The following is a 14,618-nucleotide window of genomic DNA, read 5'->3' as shown; positions in this document are numbered from 1 at the left end:
TACACCAGGAGCCCGGCATGCGTATCGCCATCATCCCTGCGCGCGGCGGCAGCAAGCGCATTCCACGCAAGAACATCCGCGCCTTCGCCGGCCAGCCGCTGATCGCCTACTCGATCAAGGCGGCCCGCGAGAGCGGCCTGTTCGACCACGTCATTGTCAGCACCGACGACGACGAAATCGCCGCCATCGCGCGCGCGCACGGCGCCGAAACGCCCTTCGTGCGCCCGGCCGAGCTGGCCAACGACCATGCCACCACGGTGCCGGTGATACGCCAGGCCGTGCAGTGGGTGCAGCAGCACATGGGGCCGGTGGAGCAGGTGTGCTGCATCTACGCCACCGCCCCCTTCCTGCAAGCGTCCGCGCTGCGCGAGGCGCACGACCTGTTCGAGCAGCGCCAGGTGGGCGGCTACGTGTTCAGCGCCACCTCCTTCCCCTTCCCCATCCAGCGCTCGTTCAAGCTGAACGCGGAAGGCCTGGTGGAAATGTTCTGGCCCGAGCACTACAACACCCGTTCGCAGGACCTGGAGCACGCCTACCAGGACGCCGGCCAGTTCTACTGGGGGTCGGCGCAAAGCTACCTGGACAACAAGATCTTCTTCTCGACCGACTCCATGGCCTACCTGCTGCCGCGCCACATGGTGCAGGACATCGACACGCCGGAAGACTGGACGCGCGCCGAGCTGATGTACGCGGCGCTGCGCCAAAACGGCGACATCGCCTGAGTTCCATGGCCAGCATCCTCGTCACCGGCGCCACCGGCCTGCTTGGCAGCTCGCTGGTGCCGGCGCTGCGCGCAGCCGGCCACGCGGTGCACAGCCACGGCCACAGCCACGCCGCCGAGCAGCAGGCCGACCTGGGCGACTGGACGCAGACCGCCGCGCTGCTCGAGCGCACCCGGCCGGACTGCATCGTCAACCTGGCCGCGCTCACCAACGTCGACCTGTGCGAGGCCGATCCGCAGCAAGCCTACCGCCTCAACACCCTGCCCGTGGCGCACCTGGCGCGCTGGATGCGCGAGCAGGCCGGTGAGCAGGCGCCCGCCTGCCACCTGGTCCAGATCTCCACCGACATGGTGTACGACGGCACCGGCCCGCACGCCGAGGGCGACGTGCGCGTGGCCAACACCTACGCTTTTTCCAAGCTGGCCGCCGAACACGCCGCCGCCGGCGTCTCCAGCACCGTGCTGCGCACCAATTTCTTCGGCCGCAGCCGCCGCGCAGGCCGCGTCAGCTTCAGCGACTGGCTGGTGCAGGGCATGCGCGAAGGCCGCGCCATGACGGTGTTCGACGATGTGCTGTTCTCGCCGCTGGCCATCGACACCCTGTGCAGCCTGCTGGCGCAAGTGGTGCAGGCGCGCCCGCGCGGCGTCTACAACCTGGGCGCGCGCGACGGCATGAGCAAGGCCGATTTCGCCTACCAGCTGGCGGCGGCATTGGACCTGCCCACCGGCGCGCTGCAGCGCGGCCTGGCCTCCGCTGCGCCCGCGCTGCGCGCCCGCCGGCCGACCGACATGCGTACCGACTGCAGCCTTTTCGAACACACCATGGGCTTGCGCCTGCCTACCCTGGCCGAGCAAATCCAGTCACTCCGGAGCGACTACCTTGAACCAGCCTGACCGCACACTGCACATCGACGGCAAGGCCATCGGCGATGGCCATCCGACCTATTTCATTGCCGACATCGCCGCCAACCACGACGGCGACCTGGAGCGCGCCAAGGACCTGATCTACATGGCGGCCGAGGCCGGCGCCGACGCCGCCAAGTTCCAGCACTTCAAGGCCAACACCATCGTCAGCGACGCCGGCTTCAAGGCGCTGGGCGGCCAGCAGTCGCACCAGGCCAAGTGGAAGAAAAGCGTGGTCGAAGTGTACGCCGACGCCAGCGTGCCGCAGCTGTGGACCACCACGCTGAAGGAAACCTGCGACAAGGCCGGCATCTGCTTCTTCACCAGCCCCTACGACAAGGCGCTGGTCGACCATATCGACCCCTACGTGCCGGCCTTCAAGATCGGCTCGGGCGACATCACCTGGCTGGAGATCATCGAGCACATCGCCAGCAAGCAGAAGCCCTACATCATCGCCACCGGCGCCTCCAGCATGGACGACGTGGACCGCGCCGTGCAGGCCGCGCTGGCCATCAACCCGCAGCTGGCGCTCATGCAGTGCAATACCAACTACACCGCGCAGCTGGAAAACTTCAAATACATCCAGCTCAACGTACTGAAGAGCTACCGCGCCATGTATCCGGACATGGTGCTGGGCCTGAGCGACCACACGCTGGGCCACGCCACCGTGCTGGGCGCCGTGGCGCTGGGCGCGCGCATGATCGAAAAGCACTTCACCGACGACACCGGCCGCGAAGGCCCGGACCACGGCTTCTCGATGAGCCCGAAAGCCTGGCGCGACATGGTGGACGCCACCCGCGAGCTGGACCTGGCGCTGGGCAACGGCATCAAGAAAGTGGAATTCAACGAGCGCGAAACGGCCGTGCTGCAGCGCCGCGCCATCCGCCTGGCGCGCGACCTGCCCGCCGGCAGTGTGCTCAGCCGTGACGACCTGGACGTGCTGCGTCCTTGCCCGGCCGACGCCATTTCCCCGCTGCACCTGGCCGCCGTGCCGGGCAAGGCACTGACCCGCGCCGTCAAGGCTGGAGATTACCTGCGATGGAACGACCTCGCGTAGCCATCGTCGTCCCCGCCCTGAATGAGGCGGCCACGATAGGGGCGGTGCTCGAGCGCGTGCGCGACTACGGCCACCCCATCGTGGTGGACGACGGTTCCAGCGACGCCACCGCGCAGGTGGCGCGCGCCGCGGGCGCCGAGGTGGTCAGCCACGGCGTCAACCAGGGTTATGACGGCGCACTGAATTCCGGCTTCGCGCGCGCGGCCGAGCTGGGCTACACCCACGTCATCACCATCGACGCGGACGGCCAGCACAACCCGGCCCAGCTGCGCGAAATGATCGACCATCTCGCGCAGGGCTACCAGCTGGTGCTGGGCGTGCGCGACCGCCTGCAGCGCGTCGGCGAAACCATTTTCGCCGCCGTGGCGCGCCGCCTGTGGAAGGTGGCCGACCCGCTGTGCGGCATGAAGGGCTATGCCATCGAGCTGTACCGCGACGCCGGCCATTTCGACAGCTTCAGGTCGATCGGCAGCGAGCTGGCGGTGCGCTCCATGGCCAACCGCTGCCGCTACATCGAGATGGACATCATTACGCGCGACCGCGCCGACGCGCCGCGCTTCGGGCGCCGCTTCGCCGCCAACTACAAGATCCTGCGCGCCATGGCCATCCTGGTGGCCATGCACAGCCGCGGCCAGCTCAGACGGCCATCATGACTGCCTCAGCCGCTGCTCCGGCCGCCGCGCCGGCCCGCGTCGCCATCATCGGCTGCGGCCTGATCGGCGCCCAGTGGGACGCCGACGGCCCCGCCGCCGCCTATTCGCTGACCCACGCGGCCGGCTTCACGAAGAACCCCGGCGCCCAGCTGCTGGCCTGCTGCGACCACGACCTGGCGCGCGCGCAGCAAGCGGCGCAGCGCTGGGGCGCGCCGCACGCCTACGACGACCCGCGCCGCCTGTTCGCCGGGCACGCCATCGACATCGCCGTGGTGGCCGCCGCCAGCAGTGCGCGCTGGTCCGTCATCGAACCGGCGCTGGCCGCCGGCGTGCGCGTACTGGTGATCGAAAAACCCCTGGCCACCACGCTGGCCGAAAGCCAGCGCCTGGTGGCGGCGGTGGAAGCGGCCGGCGCGCGCACGCTGGTCAATTTCTCGCGCCGCTGGGACCCCGCCATGGCCGACCTGCGCGCCCGCATCGCGCGCGGCGAGCTGGGCCGCGTGCAGCGCCTGGTGGGCATCTATGGCAAGGGCCTGAGCAACAACGGCTCGCACATGATAGACCTGGTGGCCAGCCTGACCGGCGCCGTGCCGCTGCGCGCGCGCGCGCTTGGCTCGCCGCTGGAGCAGGGCGAGGCCGACTGGAGCAGCGGCGCCGACACCGCGCTGGACGTGCAGATCGAATACGGCGGCGCCGATGGCGACGCAGCCGGCCGCATCTTCCAGCTCACCATGCTGGGCAGCGACCAGCGCGCCTTCACCTGTTTCGAACTGCGCGTCACCGGCACGCTGGGCATGGCCGAGCTGTCGCTGGGCGGCCGCCAGCTGGCGCTGACGGGCTTGCGCGCCGACCCGCAATACGCCGGCTACACCATCCCGGACGCGCCGCAGGCGCTGCCTGCGCGCAACCTGGAAGCGATGGATAATATGGTGGCCGAAGCCTTGCGCCTGGCCAGCGGCGCACAGCGCAGCGCCAGCTGCGACGCGCGCGCCGCGCTGAACACCGCGCTGGCGGTGGCCGCCGCGCGCCGCTCCGCCGAACGCGGCGGCGCCTGGGTCGAACTGGCCGAACTGGCCGGACTGACCGGACTGGCCGGGCCGGCCTAACCTGCAACCGAACAACCTGACGGAGAATGATCTTGACTGAACTCGCAATCAACGGCGGCGCCCCGACCCGCACCACTCCCTACGCCGTGCGCACCACCATGGGCGAGGCCGAAAAGCAGGCCGTCATGGAAGTGATGGACAGCGGCCACCTGTCTGGCTTCTTCGGCAGCCCCGGCCCGCAGTGGCTGGGCGGCCCCAAGGTGCAGGAGTTCGAGCGCAAATGGGCCGACAAATACGGCTTCGGCCACGCCATTTCCGTCAACTCCTGGACCACCGGCCTGATGACGGCCGTGGGCGCGGTCGGCATCGGCCCGGGCGACGAGGTCATCGTCTCGCCCTACACCATGTCCGCCAGCGCCACCGCCATCCTGTTCTACGGCGGCATCCCCATCTTCGCCGACATCGACCCGGACACCTTCAACCTGAGCGCCGAGAGCATCGCCGCGCGCATCACGCCGCGCACCAAGGCCATCATGGTGGTGCACATCTTCGGCCAGGCCGCCGACATGGACCCCATCATGGCGCTGGCGCGCAAGCACAACCTGAAAGTGATCGAGGACGCCGCACAGGCGCCCGGCGTGCACTACAAGGGCAAGCCGGTCGGCACCATCGGCGACATCGGCGGCTTCAGCCTCAATTATCACAAGCATATCCACACCGGCGAAGGCGGCATGCTGGTCACCAACGACGCCCGGCTCGCGCTGCGCTGCCAGCTGATCCGCAACCACGGCGAGAACCTGATCGAGGCGCAGGGCGTGGAAGACCTGACCAATATGCTCGGTTCCAACTACCGCCTGACCGAGCTGCAGGCCGCCATCGGCCTGGCCCAGCTGGACCGCCTGGACAACTACCTGGAAACCCGCCAGCGCCTGGCTGCCCACTTCGGCGCCCGGCTGGCTGGCATCCCCGGCCTGACGCCGGCCAAGGTGGCCGACGGCGCCGAGCATGCCTACTACCTGTACCCGGTGAAATACGACGCGGCCGTCACCGGCATCTCGCGCGCCGCCTTCGTGCGCGCCGTCAATGCCGAACTGCCAACGCCCACCATCTGGGAGCAGACCGGCTTTGTGGAAGCCTATGTCAAGCCGCTGTACCTGGCGCCGCTGTACCAGCAGAAGATCGCCATCGGCAGCAAGGGCTTCCCGTGGACCGCGAACCCGGACGTCCACTACGACTACAGCCGCGGCATCTGCCCGGTGGTCGAGCGCATGCACTTCGAAGAACTGATCTACACCCCGCTGATGCGCGAGCCGCTGAGCGAAGCCGACATCGACGATTTCGTGGCCGCGATCCGCAAAGTGCTGTCCCAGCCACAGGCGCTGCAAGGCAAATAAGGCGTACTGGAGCGGCGCCTTGCGTTGCGGGCGGGAATTGGTTATCGTGTGAGCGAGGTGGTTTAACCGGGAATGCGATTCCATGCACGATCAGCACAGCAACACGGCGCCGCGCGAGTGGCATGGCAACAAGGTCAACTTGCGCCCCTTCGGCCCGGCGAACATCACGCCGGCTTACCTGGGCTGGCTGGGCGACCGCCAGCTGATGCGTTATAGCAACCAGCGTTTCCGCCACCACGACATCGCCAGCTGCCAGGCCTACCTGGCCAGTTTCGAAGGCAGCGGCAACTTCTTTCTTGCCATTTATCACGAACAACGCATGGTCGGCACCATGACCGTCTACCACAACCGCCAGCACGGCACGGCCGACATCGGCCTGCTGATCGGCCCCGAAGGGCAGGGCCTGGGCCTGGGCCGCGACGCCTGGGGCACCATGCTGGACGACCTGCTCGCCAGCGGCGTGCGCAAGGTCACCGGCGGCACGCTGCGCTGCAATGCGGCCATGGTGCGCATCATGCAAGCGTGCGGCATGCAGCCGGACGGCGTGCGCGTGGGACAGGAACTGGTCGACGGCGAACCGCAGGACGTGCTGTACTTCGCGCGCTTCGCCGGCTGATGGAGACCGATTTCGCCACCGCCGGGCGCACCGCCGCTGCCGCTGCTGCCGCCTGCGCCGCGCCGCTGCCCGCCGTGCCGCTGGCGGTGGTGGCGCACGACGCCGGCGCCGCCAACCACATCCTGGCCTGGCTGCAGGGGAGCAGCGGCCACGCCTTGCTGCCGAGCATGGCCGGCCCCGCGCTGCAAGCCTGGCGACGCGCGCGCGGCGACACGCCGCAACTGGCGCTGGAGCAGGCCGTGGGCGCCGCCCAAGCCGTGCTGACCGGCACCGGCTGGGCCAGCGACCTGGAACACGAAGCACGCCGCCTGGCGCGCCAGCAGGGCAAGCACAGCATCGCCGTGCTGGACCACTGGACCAATTACCGCGAGCGCTTCGAACGCGGCGGCGAGCAGGTGCTGCCGGACGAGCTGTGGGTGAGCGACCCGCACGCGCTGGCGCTGGCGCGCCGGCTGTTCCCGGCCTGCCTGTGTACCAGCAGCCCAATGCCTACCTGGACGGCCTGGTGGCCGAGGTGCGCGCCTGCGAGGCCGCGGCAACCGGCGCCAGGCAGGCTGCGCCCGCCACCCGGCTGCTGTACGTGCTCGAACCCATCCGCCAGGCCTGGGGCGAACTGCCCGAGCCGGGCGAATTCGCCGCCCTCGATTTCTTCATGGCCGGGCTGGACCGGCTGGAGCTGGGGCCGGAGGTGGAAATCCGCCTGCGCCCCCATCCCTCCGACCCGCCCGGCAAGTACGACGCCTGGCTGGCGCGCCAGAACGCCATTCCGCCGGAAGGCGCGACGCTGGCGCTGGACGGCGCGCCGACGCTGGCGCAGGCCCTGGCCTGGGCCGGCGTGGTGGCCGGCTGCCAGACCTACGCCATGGTGGTGGCGCTGGCGGCGGGCCGCCGCGTGGTCAGCAGCGTGCCGCCGTGGGCGCCGCCCTGCGTGCTGCCGCACCCCGGCATCCTTCAGCTTTCCGCTTTACCGCCCGCCGCCGAGCGCGCCGGGCTTCACTCTACGGACCTATCATGATTATCAATACCTACGGCCAGCCGCTGTTCCCCGACCTGAAATACTGCGCGCGCTGCTGCATGCCGGAGACCAACGAAGGCATGCAGTTCGACGAGATGGGCATCTGCCAGGCCTGCCAGTCGTCCGAGCAGAAGATCCGCATCAACTGGGTCGAGCGGGAAAAGGAACTGCGCAAGATCCTGGACCACTACAAGAGCCTGAACAACGAGTACGACTGCATCATCCCGATTTCGGGCGGCAAGGACTCCACCTTCCAGCTGCACGTGCTGACCAAGGTGTACGGCATGCGCGCGCTGGCCGTCACCTTCAGCCACACCTGGTTCACCGAGACCGGCAAATACAACCTGCAGAATTGCCTGGAGCAGTTCGATGTCGACCACGTGATGTTCTCGCCCAGCCGCTCGCTGGTGAACCGCCTGGCCAAGCAGTCGCTGTACAAGATCGGCGACTCCTGCTGGCATTGCCACTCCGGCGTGGGCGCCTTCCCCATGCAAACCGCGGTGCGCTACGGCATCCCGCTGATGATCTGGGGCGAATCCATCGCCGAGACCTCGGGCCGCGCCACCCACCGCAATCCGGTGCGCCGCTTCGACCGCGACTACTTCACCAAGGTGTCGGCAAAGCGCTACCCGGAAGAGATGGTCAACGAGGAAATCAGCCTGCGTGAAATGGCTGCCTTCAAGATGCCGTCGGTGGAAGCCATCGAGCAAGTCGGCGTGGTGGGCATCCACTTGGGCGACTTCATCTTCTGGGACGACGAGCGCCAGATGGAATTCGTGCGCGACACTTACGGCTGGAAGGAAGACAAGGTGGAAGGCACCTACAAGAACTACAAGAGCGTGGAATGCCGCATGGCCGGCGTGCACGACTACACCAAGTTCCTCAAGCGCGGCTTCGGGCGCGGCACCGACCACGCCAGCCAGGACGTGCGCGCCGGCTTGCTGACGCGCGAGGAAGCCTTCGAGCTGGCCAAGAAGACCGACACCGAGCGCCCGCCCGCGCTCGACTGGTACCTGCAGATCACCGGCTTCAGCGAGGACGAGTTCAACGCCGTCATGCGCGAGCACCGCGCCCAGGTGACGGCCGGCGGCGGCCTGACCGACGCCGCCTTCAGCGACGCCGTGCAAGCCTACCGCGCTTCCCAGGTGAAGCCATGAGCGCGCGCACCCCGACCCAGCTGGCCGAGTACACCGCCAGCCAGCTGCTGCCGCTGCTCAAGGCGCGCGAAGTGAGCGCGCGCGAAGTGACCCAGGCCTGCCTGGACAGCATCGCCCGCCGCGAGGCCGACATCCACGCCTGGACCTACCTCGATCCCGAACTGGCGCTGCGCCAGGCCGACGAGGCCGACCGCCAACTGGCGGCCGGCACCGGCGGCAAGCTGTGCGGCCTGCCGGTGGCGGTCAAGGACATCTTCAACACGGCCGACATGCCGACCCAGATGGGCAGCCCGCTGTTCAAGGACTTCACGCCCGGCAACGACGCGCGCGTCGTGCACTACCTGCGCATGGCCGGCGCCATCATGCTGGGCAAGACCGTGACGGCGGAATTTGCTGTGCACGCGCCCGGCCCGACCTGCAACCCGCACCACCTGGAATACATCCCCGGCACCTCGTCCAGCGGCTCGGCCGCGGCGGTGGCCGCGCACATGGCGCCGGTGGCGCTGGGCACGCAGACGGCCGGCTCCATCATCCGTCCTTCCAGCTACTGCGGCGTGGTCGGCTTCAAGCCCTCGTTCGGCCTGGTGCCGCGCACTGCGATGCTCAAGACCACCGACACGCTGGACACGGTGGGCATCTTCGCCCGCAACGTGGACGACGCGCAGCTGATCTTCGACACCATCCGCGTGCACGGCATCGACTTCCCGATCGCACACGAGATCCTCAACGATCCGGCGCGCCAGTCGGTCGGCGAGCGCCCGTGGCGGGTGGCGGTGGTGCAAGGCCCGCGCTGGCAGGATGCCGAACCCTACGCGCAGCAGGCCCTGCAGGACTTCGCCGTGCGCCTGGCTGACGTGGCCAATGTGCACGTCGACCACCTGGTGCTGCCGGACAGCTTCAACCGCGCGCACGAGATCCACGCCACCATCTACGACAAGGCGCTGGCGTATTACTTCAAGGAAGAGTTCGAGGCGCACACGCTGGTGAGCCCGGTGATGTACGACATCGTCACGCGCGGCAACCTGCTCAGCCCGGACCAGTACCAGGGCGCGCTCAAGCAGCAGAACGCGCTGGCCAGGGAACTGGACGATTTGCTGGCGGCGCAGTACGACATCGTGATCGACCTGTCGACCGGCGGCGAGGCGCTCAAGGGCCTGGACTCGGTCGACCGTCCGGACAACAGCCTGATCTGGACCCTGTGCGGCGTGCCCAGCATCAACCTGCCGCTGTTCACCGGCCCGCTGGGCCTGCCGTTCGGCGCGCAGGCCTTCGCGCGCCGCTACAACGACTACCTGCTGCTGTCCTTCGCGCGCCACCTGCAGGCGCAGGGCGTGCTGCACGCGAATACGCCGCTGCCGGCGTTCGCGCGCTAAAGGGCCTGCTCAGTACTTGCAGCTGAACAGCAGCGCGTCGCGCGCGTGGGCGTGTTCCATGAAATCGATGGATACGTCCCGCTTGCGCTCATAGTCACCCTGCAGGGTTTCGGCGTTGCGCAGGTGGTGGTTGCCCCAGCCGCGCGCCACGTCCGACGGGTTCAGCTTGTTGGCGATCTGCATCTTGCGCGCGATGGTGCGTTCGGTCCACGGCGCGTAGTGGAACACCATGACCATCAGGTTCAGGATGCGGAAGCTGGCATCGGGCAGGTAGGAGCCATGCCGGCCCGGTGTGTACATGCCGACCGCGTTGTTGTGATAGAAGCGGTTGCGCGTCGGCTGGCCGCCGATGTTGCCGATACGGATGCGTTCCTGCACGTCCGAAATGGCGTTGTCGTCGATGCCCCAGTGCTTCTGCAGCGGCAGCGGCAGGTCGTAGGTCGGAATCTGCGCCGGGTTGTCGTCGATCACCAGCATGCCGGAGGCGGCGCAGCCGACCCGGCCCATCTCCTTGAGCTGCGTTTCCAGGTGTTCCAGTGGCACGCTGCACATCAGGAACTCGGTGACGGTCAGCGCGATCTTCCAGCCCACCACTTCCTGCTCGTAATTCATCACCTCCAGGTCGGTCAGGAAGGCGTCGAAGTGCGTCAGGCGGCTGCGCACGAGGCGCCAGTTGGGCGCCAGTTCGCGGCAGATCTCGGCCGAACGGTCGGTCGAACCGTGGTCGATCAGGATGCCATAGTCGAACATCGGCAGATGGTGCTTGAGCCACCAGGGCAGCAGGTATTCTTCGTTGAAAAAATGGCAGATGACGGTGCGCATGGGGGAATCCGTAAAAGGGCGCTTACAGGTATTGCGCCGTGGGGAAATAGGAGTACAGCACCGAGCCTGCCGGCACGCCGATGGCGCGCACCTTGGCGGCCAGTTCGTGGCGGAAGTTCCAGGCCGAGAACACGAACAGGGCCGGGCGGTCCAGCTTGGCGCACGCATCCAGCGCTTCGATGCGGCAGCCCGAGCCGGGCGCGTGCAGGCCGATCTTCAGCGGGTTTTCGTCCAGGAACATGTCCGGCTGCACGCGCGCGGCATTGACCAGCGTCATGGCCTTGGCGGCGGCGCCGACAAACACGATGGCCTTGCCGGCCGCGCGCTGCTCGTCCACCAGCTTGACCACGCCGTCCACCACGGCGCGCGCGGTGTCGCCGAAGCGCTCGTAGGTGCTCCAGTCGAACAGGCCGATGCGCTGTTCGTATTCCGGCAGCGACTCGTTGATGGCGAACTCGCCTTCCAGGAAAGGCGCGCGGAAGGCGGCAGCCTGCGTGAGCCCAGGTCCGTCGGCGTGCTGCAGCATGTAGACCGGGCTGTCGCCGTGCACCTTCACCAGGAAGGTGTCCACCAGGCGCAGGCCGGCGCGTTCGGCCAGGCGCGCCATGGAGCGCGTGTTGAAGAAGGAAATGTGCTCGTGGTACATGGTGTCGAACTCGCCGTTCTCGAACATGCGCGCCTGCGACGGCTGCACCAGCACGGTGCCGCCGGCGCGCAGCTTCTCGCGGCAGCCGGCCAGGAAGGCCAGCGGGTCGTCCACGTGGGCCACCACGTTCATGCAGACGATGGCGTCGAACTGGCCGTCGATCTGGGCCGCCGCCTGCGGCCAGTAGCCGCACAGCACCGGCAGGCCGGCCGCCTGCGCTTGGGCCGTGATGTTGGCAGCCGGATCGACGCCCACGCACTCCAGGCCGGCGCGCTGCATTTCGCGGATCAGGCTGCCGTCGTTGGCGGCCAGTTCCAGCACCCGGCCGCCGGCCGGCAGGCTGCGCGCCAGCGCGCCGGAGAACCACGCGAAGAACTGGGTCAGCGTCTTGGAGGTACCGCTGACGTAGGCATACTGGTCGAAGATCTGCTGGCGGTCCACGCAATAGCTCAGTTGCGAGTTCCAGCAGTCCTGGCACACGTTCAGGCCCAGCGGGAATTCCTCGACGCGCTCGGCGGCCGATTCGGTGTAGCTGTTGGCGGGCGGCTGCATGCCCAGGTCGAGCGCCATGCGCAGGTTGGCGCCGCCGCAGCACAGGCAGTTGGTGATCGTGTAGCTACTCATCAGACAGCTCCTTTTCCTGCACGGTAATCGTTAATGAATTGTTGGCAGCGCTCCTGCAAGGTCAGCTGCGGCAGCTCGGCGCCGCAGATGGCCTTCATCTTGGTGGTGTCGAGCAGGAAGGAATAGGTTTCCGAATCGCCCTGGTACAGCACTTGCGCGTTCCAGCTCATGGCGACGGCATGCGCCAGTTCGCCCATCTTGAACGAATAGCTGCCGGCGTTGTAGATGCCGGGTTGCTGGCGCGTCTGCAGCAGCTTCTTGACCAGCACCCATAGGTCCGACAGGAACAGGATGGTGCGGTTCGATTCGCTGTTCATCAGGCGCACCTGGCCGCTGCGCACCGCCGCCAGGTTCATCGAGTTGAACACCAGTTCTTCGCGCACGTTCGGGCTGTAGCCGGACAGGGTGCCCATGCGCAGCGCGTAGAAGTTCTCCAGGAAGTTCTGCGCGATGTAGTCGAAGGCGAACTTGGAAATGTCGTACGGGTTTTGCGACGGGATGGCCGCCAGCGACGCTTCCGACGACGGCGGCGTGTTGGCCGCCTTGGTCGAATACAGGCTGCCGCTGGAGGCATAGATCAGCTTGGTTTCCGGGCGCAGCTTCTTGGCGAAGTTGAACAGGTTCAGGCAGTTGTTGGCCAGCGCGCCTTTCGGGTCCTGGATCGACTGGCCCACGCTGGAGTGGCCGCCGAACCAGACCACGGCGTCGAACTGCTGCAGGTAGTCCTGCTCCAGGTCGGCGTAGTCTGCCACCAGCACGTCCGGCACGCCGGCCGGGTTGCCGCGCGTCAGGTGGTCGACCACGGCGACCTTGAAGCCGGCCGCGCGCAGTTGCGCGTGCATATAGCTGCCGATATAGCCGCAGCCGCCGATCAGCAGGACGTGTTGCGCATCGGCGCTGTTAGAAACGGTATTTTCCAAAGACTTTCTCCGTGGTGTTGGGCTCAGGCCGCCGCCAGGCGCGCCAGCTGTTCGCGCAGCGCCGCCATGGCGCCATTGTAGTCGCTTAGCAAGACGTCGCGGTCGGGCAATGTGTGCAATTCGGTTTCCGTGTACGGCCGGTCTATCGCCTGCACGCAGTAGGCGCCCGCGTTGAGGAATTTGATCAGGGCCGTGGTCGGCTGGTCGAGCGCAATGCAGACCGTGGTGCTCTCGGCCCACGGCTCCAGCGGCCCGGTGGCGAACAAGTCGGCCAGCGTGGCCTCCGGCGTGCCCAGCTCGCGCAGCCGGGTCGCCAGCACGATGCTGAAGTCCCAGCTGGCTTTGCTGCGCACCTTGCAGCGCACGCCGTGCCGCGCGCACAGGGCAATGGCGTCGGCCATGAAGCGCGCAATGGCTGGGAAGGAGCAGGTCGGCACGCCGCCCGGATCGGTCAGCGCATTGAGCAGCAGCAGCACCTGCGGCGGGCGGCGGGCCGCTTGCGCGGCCTGTTCCGGCGTGGCCGAGGTGAGCAGGCGGTGCGCCCAGACCGAGCGCTCGTTGCCCAGGTCGGCGAAGGAGTCGGGCTCGCGTACATAGCCGTGCTTGCGCGCGCCGGGGATGACCGGGAACGGCGTTACCGCCACCGACGAGTGCGGATGGATTTCCGTGGCCAGGCCGCGCAGGCTGGCCCAGGTGGCCACCGGGCCGGACAGGCCGGCGTCGTGGTCGCTCAGGTAGACATAGCGGATGTTGGCGAACTTGGGCGCGGTGCACAGCTGGTCGAAGGCGCGCAGCTGCGACAGCGACTTGGCCACCTGGCGCTCCACTTGCGCGGCGGCCATGGCGGGCGGCACATCCGGGCACAGGCATTGGTACAGCGCGCTGGCGGCGGCGCGCACGCCGTCCAGGTAGTGCTGCTGCGCCAGGCTGGCCGCGCGCGCCGGCGCGCCCAGCTTGAGCGCCACGCGGTCGCTGGCGATCGGAATGTCGAAGTAGGCGCTGCTCAGGTCCACCAGGCGGCCGGCGTGGAAGCCGGCCAGGCGCTGGCGGTGGTGCTCATAGTCGTAGTACACGGTGGGCAGGTGCACCAGGGCTTCGCAGTGGCTGTCCTCGTCGCCGCGCAGGTCGAACTCGAACTGCGCCGCTTCCGCCACGAAGGGACGGTTGGGCGGCACGGGGAAGGCGCGCAGCTCGCCCGTGGTGCGCGCCCGCAGCGCGGCGGCCAGGTAGTGGCGCTGCAGCGCGGAATCGAAATAGAAGTCCTGGCTGTTGTCCAGCGTGAAATGGGCCAGGCTGGCGCGCTCGGGCAGGGCGGCCGCCAGTTGCGGCGCGAAGCGCGACCAGCGCAGCAAGGTCAGCGCGATGAAATACACGTTCAGGTAGTCCCAGCCCAGCGAGGCCTGCGCGAAGCCGAGGTGGCGCGTGCGCAGCTCGGACAGCTGGGCGTCGAAGGCGCGCGCCATGCGGTCGGCCTCGAAGTGGCAGCGCGCCAGGTCGGCCGCGCCGTGCGGCACCGCGTCCACGTAAGTCACGCGCGGCATGCCCTCGGCCGTCAGCGCGTTGTACACGTCGGCCGAATTGGTCAGGCATTCGGTGGCGGCCAGCTGCGGGCCGAGGCTGGCGCGCGCCTGCAGGTAGTCGCCGCGGTTGAGCAGGAAGATCGACGCCATG

Annotated in this window: 14 protein-coding genes; 10 read left to right on the top strand and 4 right to left on the bottom strand. The window is 68.2% G+C overall.

The genetic code is table 11. The features are described from left to right. Positions 1-17: 17 nt before the first annotated feature. The 10 genes from pseF to ACFJI2_RS25730 all read left to right on the top strand — a co-directional run bounded on the left by pseF (position 18) and on the right by ACFJI2_RS25730 (position 9,935). The gene (gene pseF / locus ACFJI2_RS25775; RefSeq protein ID WP_107869425.1) at positions 18-722 is read left to right on the top strand and encodes a pseudaminic acid cytidylyltransferase; all 705 of its coding nucleotides are present in this window, start codon (positions 18-20) and stop codon (positions 720-722) included. A 5-nt stretch (positions 723-727) separates the two neighbouring features. Continuing rightward, positions 728-1,615: an SDR family oxidoreductase gene (locus ACFJI2_RS25770; RefSeq protein WP_377702470.1), complete on the top strand. Its 888-nt coding sequence runs from the start codon at positions 728-730 to the stop codon at positions 1,613-1,615. After that, a complete protein-coding gene (locus ACFJI2_RS25765) occupies positions 1,602-2,681 on the top strand; it encodes an N-acetylneuraminate synthase family protein (RefSeq protein WP_377702469.1) in 1,080 nt (359 codons plus the stop codon). The genes ACFJI2_RS25770 and ACFJI2_RS25765 overlap by 14 nt, the downstream gene beginning before the upstream one ends. Then, positions 2,663-3,334, top strand: a complete 672-nt coding sequence (locus ACFJI2_RS25760; protein ID WP_377702468.1) for a glycosyltransferase family 2 protein — start codon at positions 2,663-2,665, stop codon at positions 3,332-3,334. The genes ACFJI2_RS25765 and ACFJI2_RS25760 overlap by 19 nt, the downstream gene beginning before the upstream one ends. Continuing rightward, positions 3,331-4,440: a Gfo/Idh/MocA family protein gene (locus tag ACFJI2_RS25755; RefSeq protein WP_377702467.1), complete on the top strand. Its 1,110-nt coding sequence runs from the start codon at positions 3,331-3,333 to the stop codon at positions 4,438-4,440. Before ACFJI2_RS25760 ends, ACFJI2_RS25755 begins: the two co-directional genes overlap by 4 nt. A 32-nt stretch (positions 4,441-4,472) precedes the next feature. Continuing rightward, complete coding sequence (locus ACFJI2_RS25750) at positions 4,473-5,774, top strand: DegT/DnrJ/EryC1/StrS family aminotransferase (protein WP_377702466.1); 1,302 nt, start codon at positions 4,473-4,475, stop codon at positions 5,772-5,774. Between the two features lie 82 nt (positions 5,775-5,856). Further along, the gene (locus ACFJI2_RS25745) at positions 5,857-6,390 is read left to right on the top strand and encodes a GNAT family N-acetyltransferase (protein WP_377702465.1); all 534 of its coding nucleotides are present in this window, start codon (positions 5,857-5,859) and stop codon (positions 6,388-6,390) included. 412 nt (positions 6,391-6,802) lie between these two features. Beyond that, positions 6,803-7,405, top strand: a complete 603-nt coding sequence (locus ACFJI2_RS25740; protein WP_377702464.1) for a hypothetical protein — start codon at positions 6,803-6,805, stop codon at positions 7,403-7,405. Further along, positions 7,402-8,562 (top strand): N-acetyl sugar amidotransferase, encoded by a 1,161-nt coding sequence (locus ACFJI2_RS25735; RefSeq protein WP_107869419.1) that lies wholly within the window; start codon positions 7,402-7,404, stop codon positions 8,560-8,562. Before ACFJI2_RS25740 ends, ACFJI2_RS25735 begins: the two co-directional genes overlap by 4 nt. Further along, entirely contained in the window at positions 8,559-9,935 is a 1,377-nt protein-coding gene (locus ACFJI2_RS25730; RefSeq protein ID WP_377702463.1) for an amidase, read from the top strand. Before ACFJI2_RS25735 ends, ACFJI2_RS25730 begins: the two co-directional genes overlap by 4 nt. Before the next feature lie 9 nt (positions 9,936-9,944). Here ACFJI2_RS25730 and ACFJI2_RS25725 read toward each other — a convergent pair whose 3' ends face one another. The 4 genes from ACFJI2_RS25725 to ACFJI2_RS25710 are packed head-to-tail and all read right to left on the bottom strand — an operon-like array spanning position 9,945 to position 14,617. Beyond that, complete coding sequence (locus ACFJI2_RS25725) at positions 9,945-10,757, bottom strand: glycosyltransferase family 2 protein (protein ID WP_377702462.1); 813 nt, start codon at positions 10,755-10,757, stop codon at positions 9,945-9,947. Positions 10,758-10,779: 22 nt separating this feature from the next. Beyond that, entirely contained in the window at positions 10,780-12,027 is a 1,248-nt protein-coding gene (locus ACFJI2_RS25720; protein WP_377702461.1) for a class I SAM-dependent methyltransferase, read from the bottom strand. After that, positions 12,027-12,947, bottom strand: a complete 921-nt coding sequence (locus ACFJI2_RS25715) for an NAD-dependent epimerase/dehydratase family protein (RefSeq protein WP_377702460.1) — start codon at positions 12,945-12,947, stop codon at positions 12,027-12,029. Before ACFJI2_RS25715 ends, ACFJI2_RS25720 begins: the two co-directional genes overlap by 1 nt. Before the next feature lie 23 nt (positions 12,948-12,970). After that, positions 12,971-14,617: a hypothetical protein gene (locus ACFJI2_RS25710; RefSeq protein WP_377702459.1), complete on the bottom strand. Its 1,647-nt coding sequence runs from the start codon at positions 14,615-14,617 to the stop codon at positions 12,971-12,973. Between the last annotated feature and the right edge of the window lies 1 nt (position 14,618).

The organism is Pseudoduganella sp. UC29_71 (assembly GCF_042693265.1).
Taxonomy (GTDB): Bacteria; Pseudomonadota; Gammaproteobacteria; order Burkholderiales; family Burkholderiaceae_D; genus Rugamonas.
This window is presented reverse-complemented; position numbering and strand designations above follow the sequence as displayed.

Excerpts from the sequence above, each read along its gene's own strand:
- ACFJI2_RS25760 (WP_377702468.1), top strand. The coding sequence starts at position 2,663 with ATGGAACGACCTCGCGTAGCCATCGTCGTCCCCGCCCTGAATGAGGCG.
- ACFJI2_RS25755 (WP_377702467.1), top strand. The coding sequence starts at position 3,331 with ATGACTGCCTCAGCCGCTGCTCCGGCCGCCGCGCCGGCCCGCGTCGCC.
- ACFJI2_RS25745 (WP_377702465.1), top strand. The coding sequence starts at position 5,857 with ATGCACGATCAGCACAGCAACACGGCGCCGCGCGAGTGGCATGGCAAC.
- ACFJI2_RS25710 (WP_377702459.1), bottom strand. The coding sequence starts at position 14,617 with ATGGCGTCGATCTTCCTGCTCAACCGCGGCGACTACCTGCAGGCGCGC.
- pseF (WP_107869425.1), top strand. The coding sequence starts at position 18 with ATGCGTATCGCCATCATCCCTGCGCGCGGCGGCAGCAAGCGCATTCCA.
- ACFJI2_RS25770 (WP_377702470.1), top strand. The coding sequence starts at position 728 with ATGGCCAGCATCCTCGTCACCGGCGCCACCGGCCTGCTTGGCAGCTCG.
- ACFJI2_RS25730 (WP_377702463.1), top strand. The coding sequence starts at position 8,559 with ATGAGCGCGCGCACCCCGACCCAGCTGGCCGAGTACACCGCCAGCCAG.
- ACFJI2_RS25735 (WP_107869419.1), top strand. The coding sequence starts at position 7,402 with ATGATTATCAATACCTACGGCCAGCCGCTGTTCCCCGACCTGAAATAC.
- ACFJI2_RS25725 (WP_377702462.1), bottom strand. The coding sequence starts at position 10,757 with ATGCGCACCGTCATCTGCCATTTTTTCAACGAAGAATACCTGCTGCCC.
- ACFJI2_RS25720 (WP_377702461.1), bottom strand. The coding sequence starts at position 12,027 with ATGAGTAGCTACACGATCACCAACTGCCTGTGCTGCGGCGGCGCCAAC.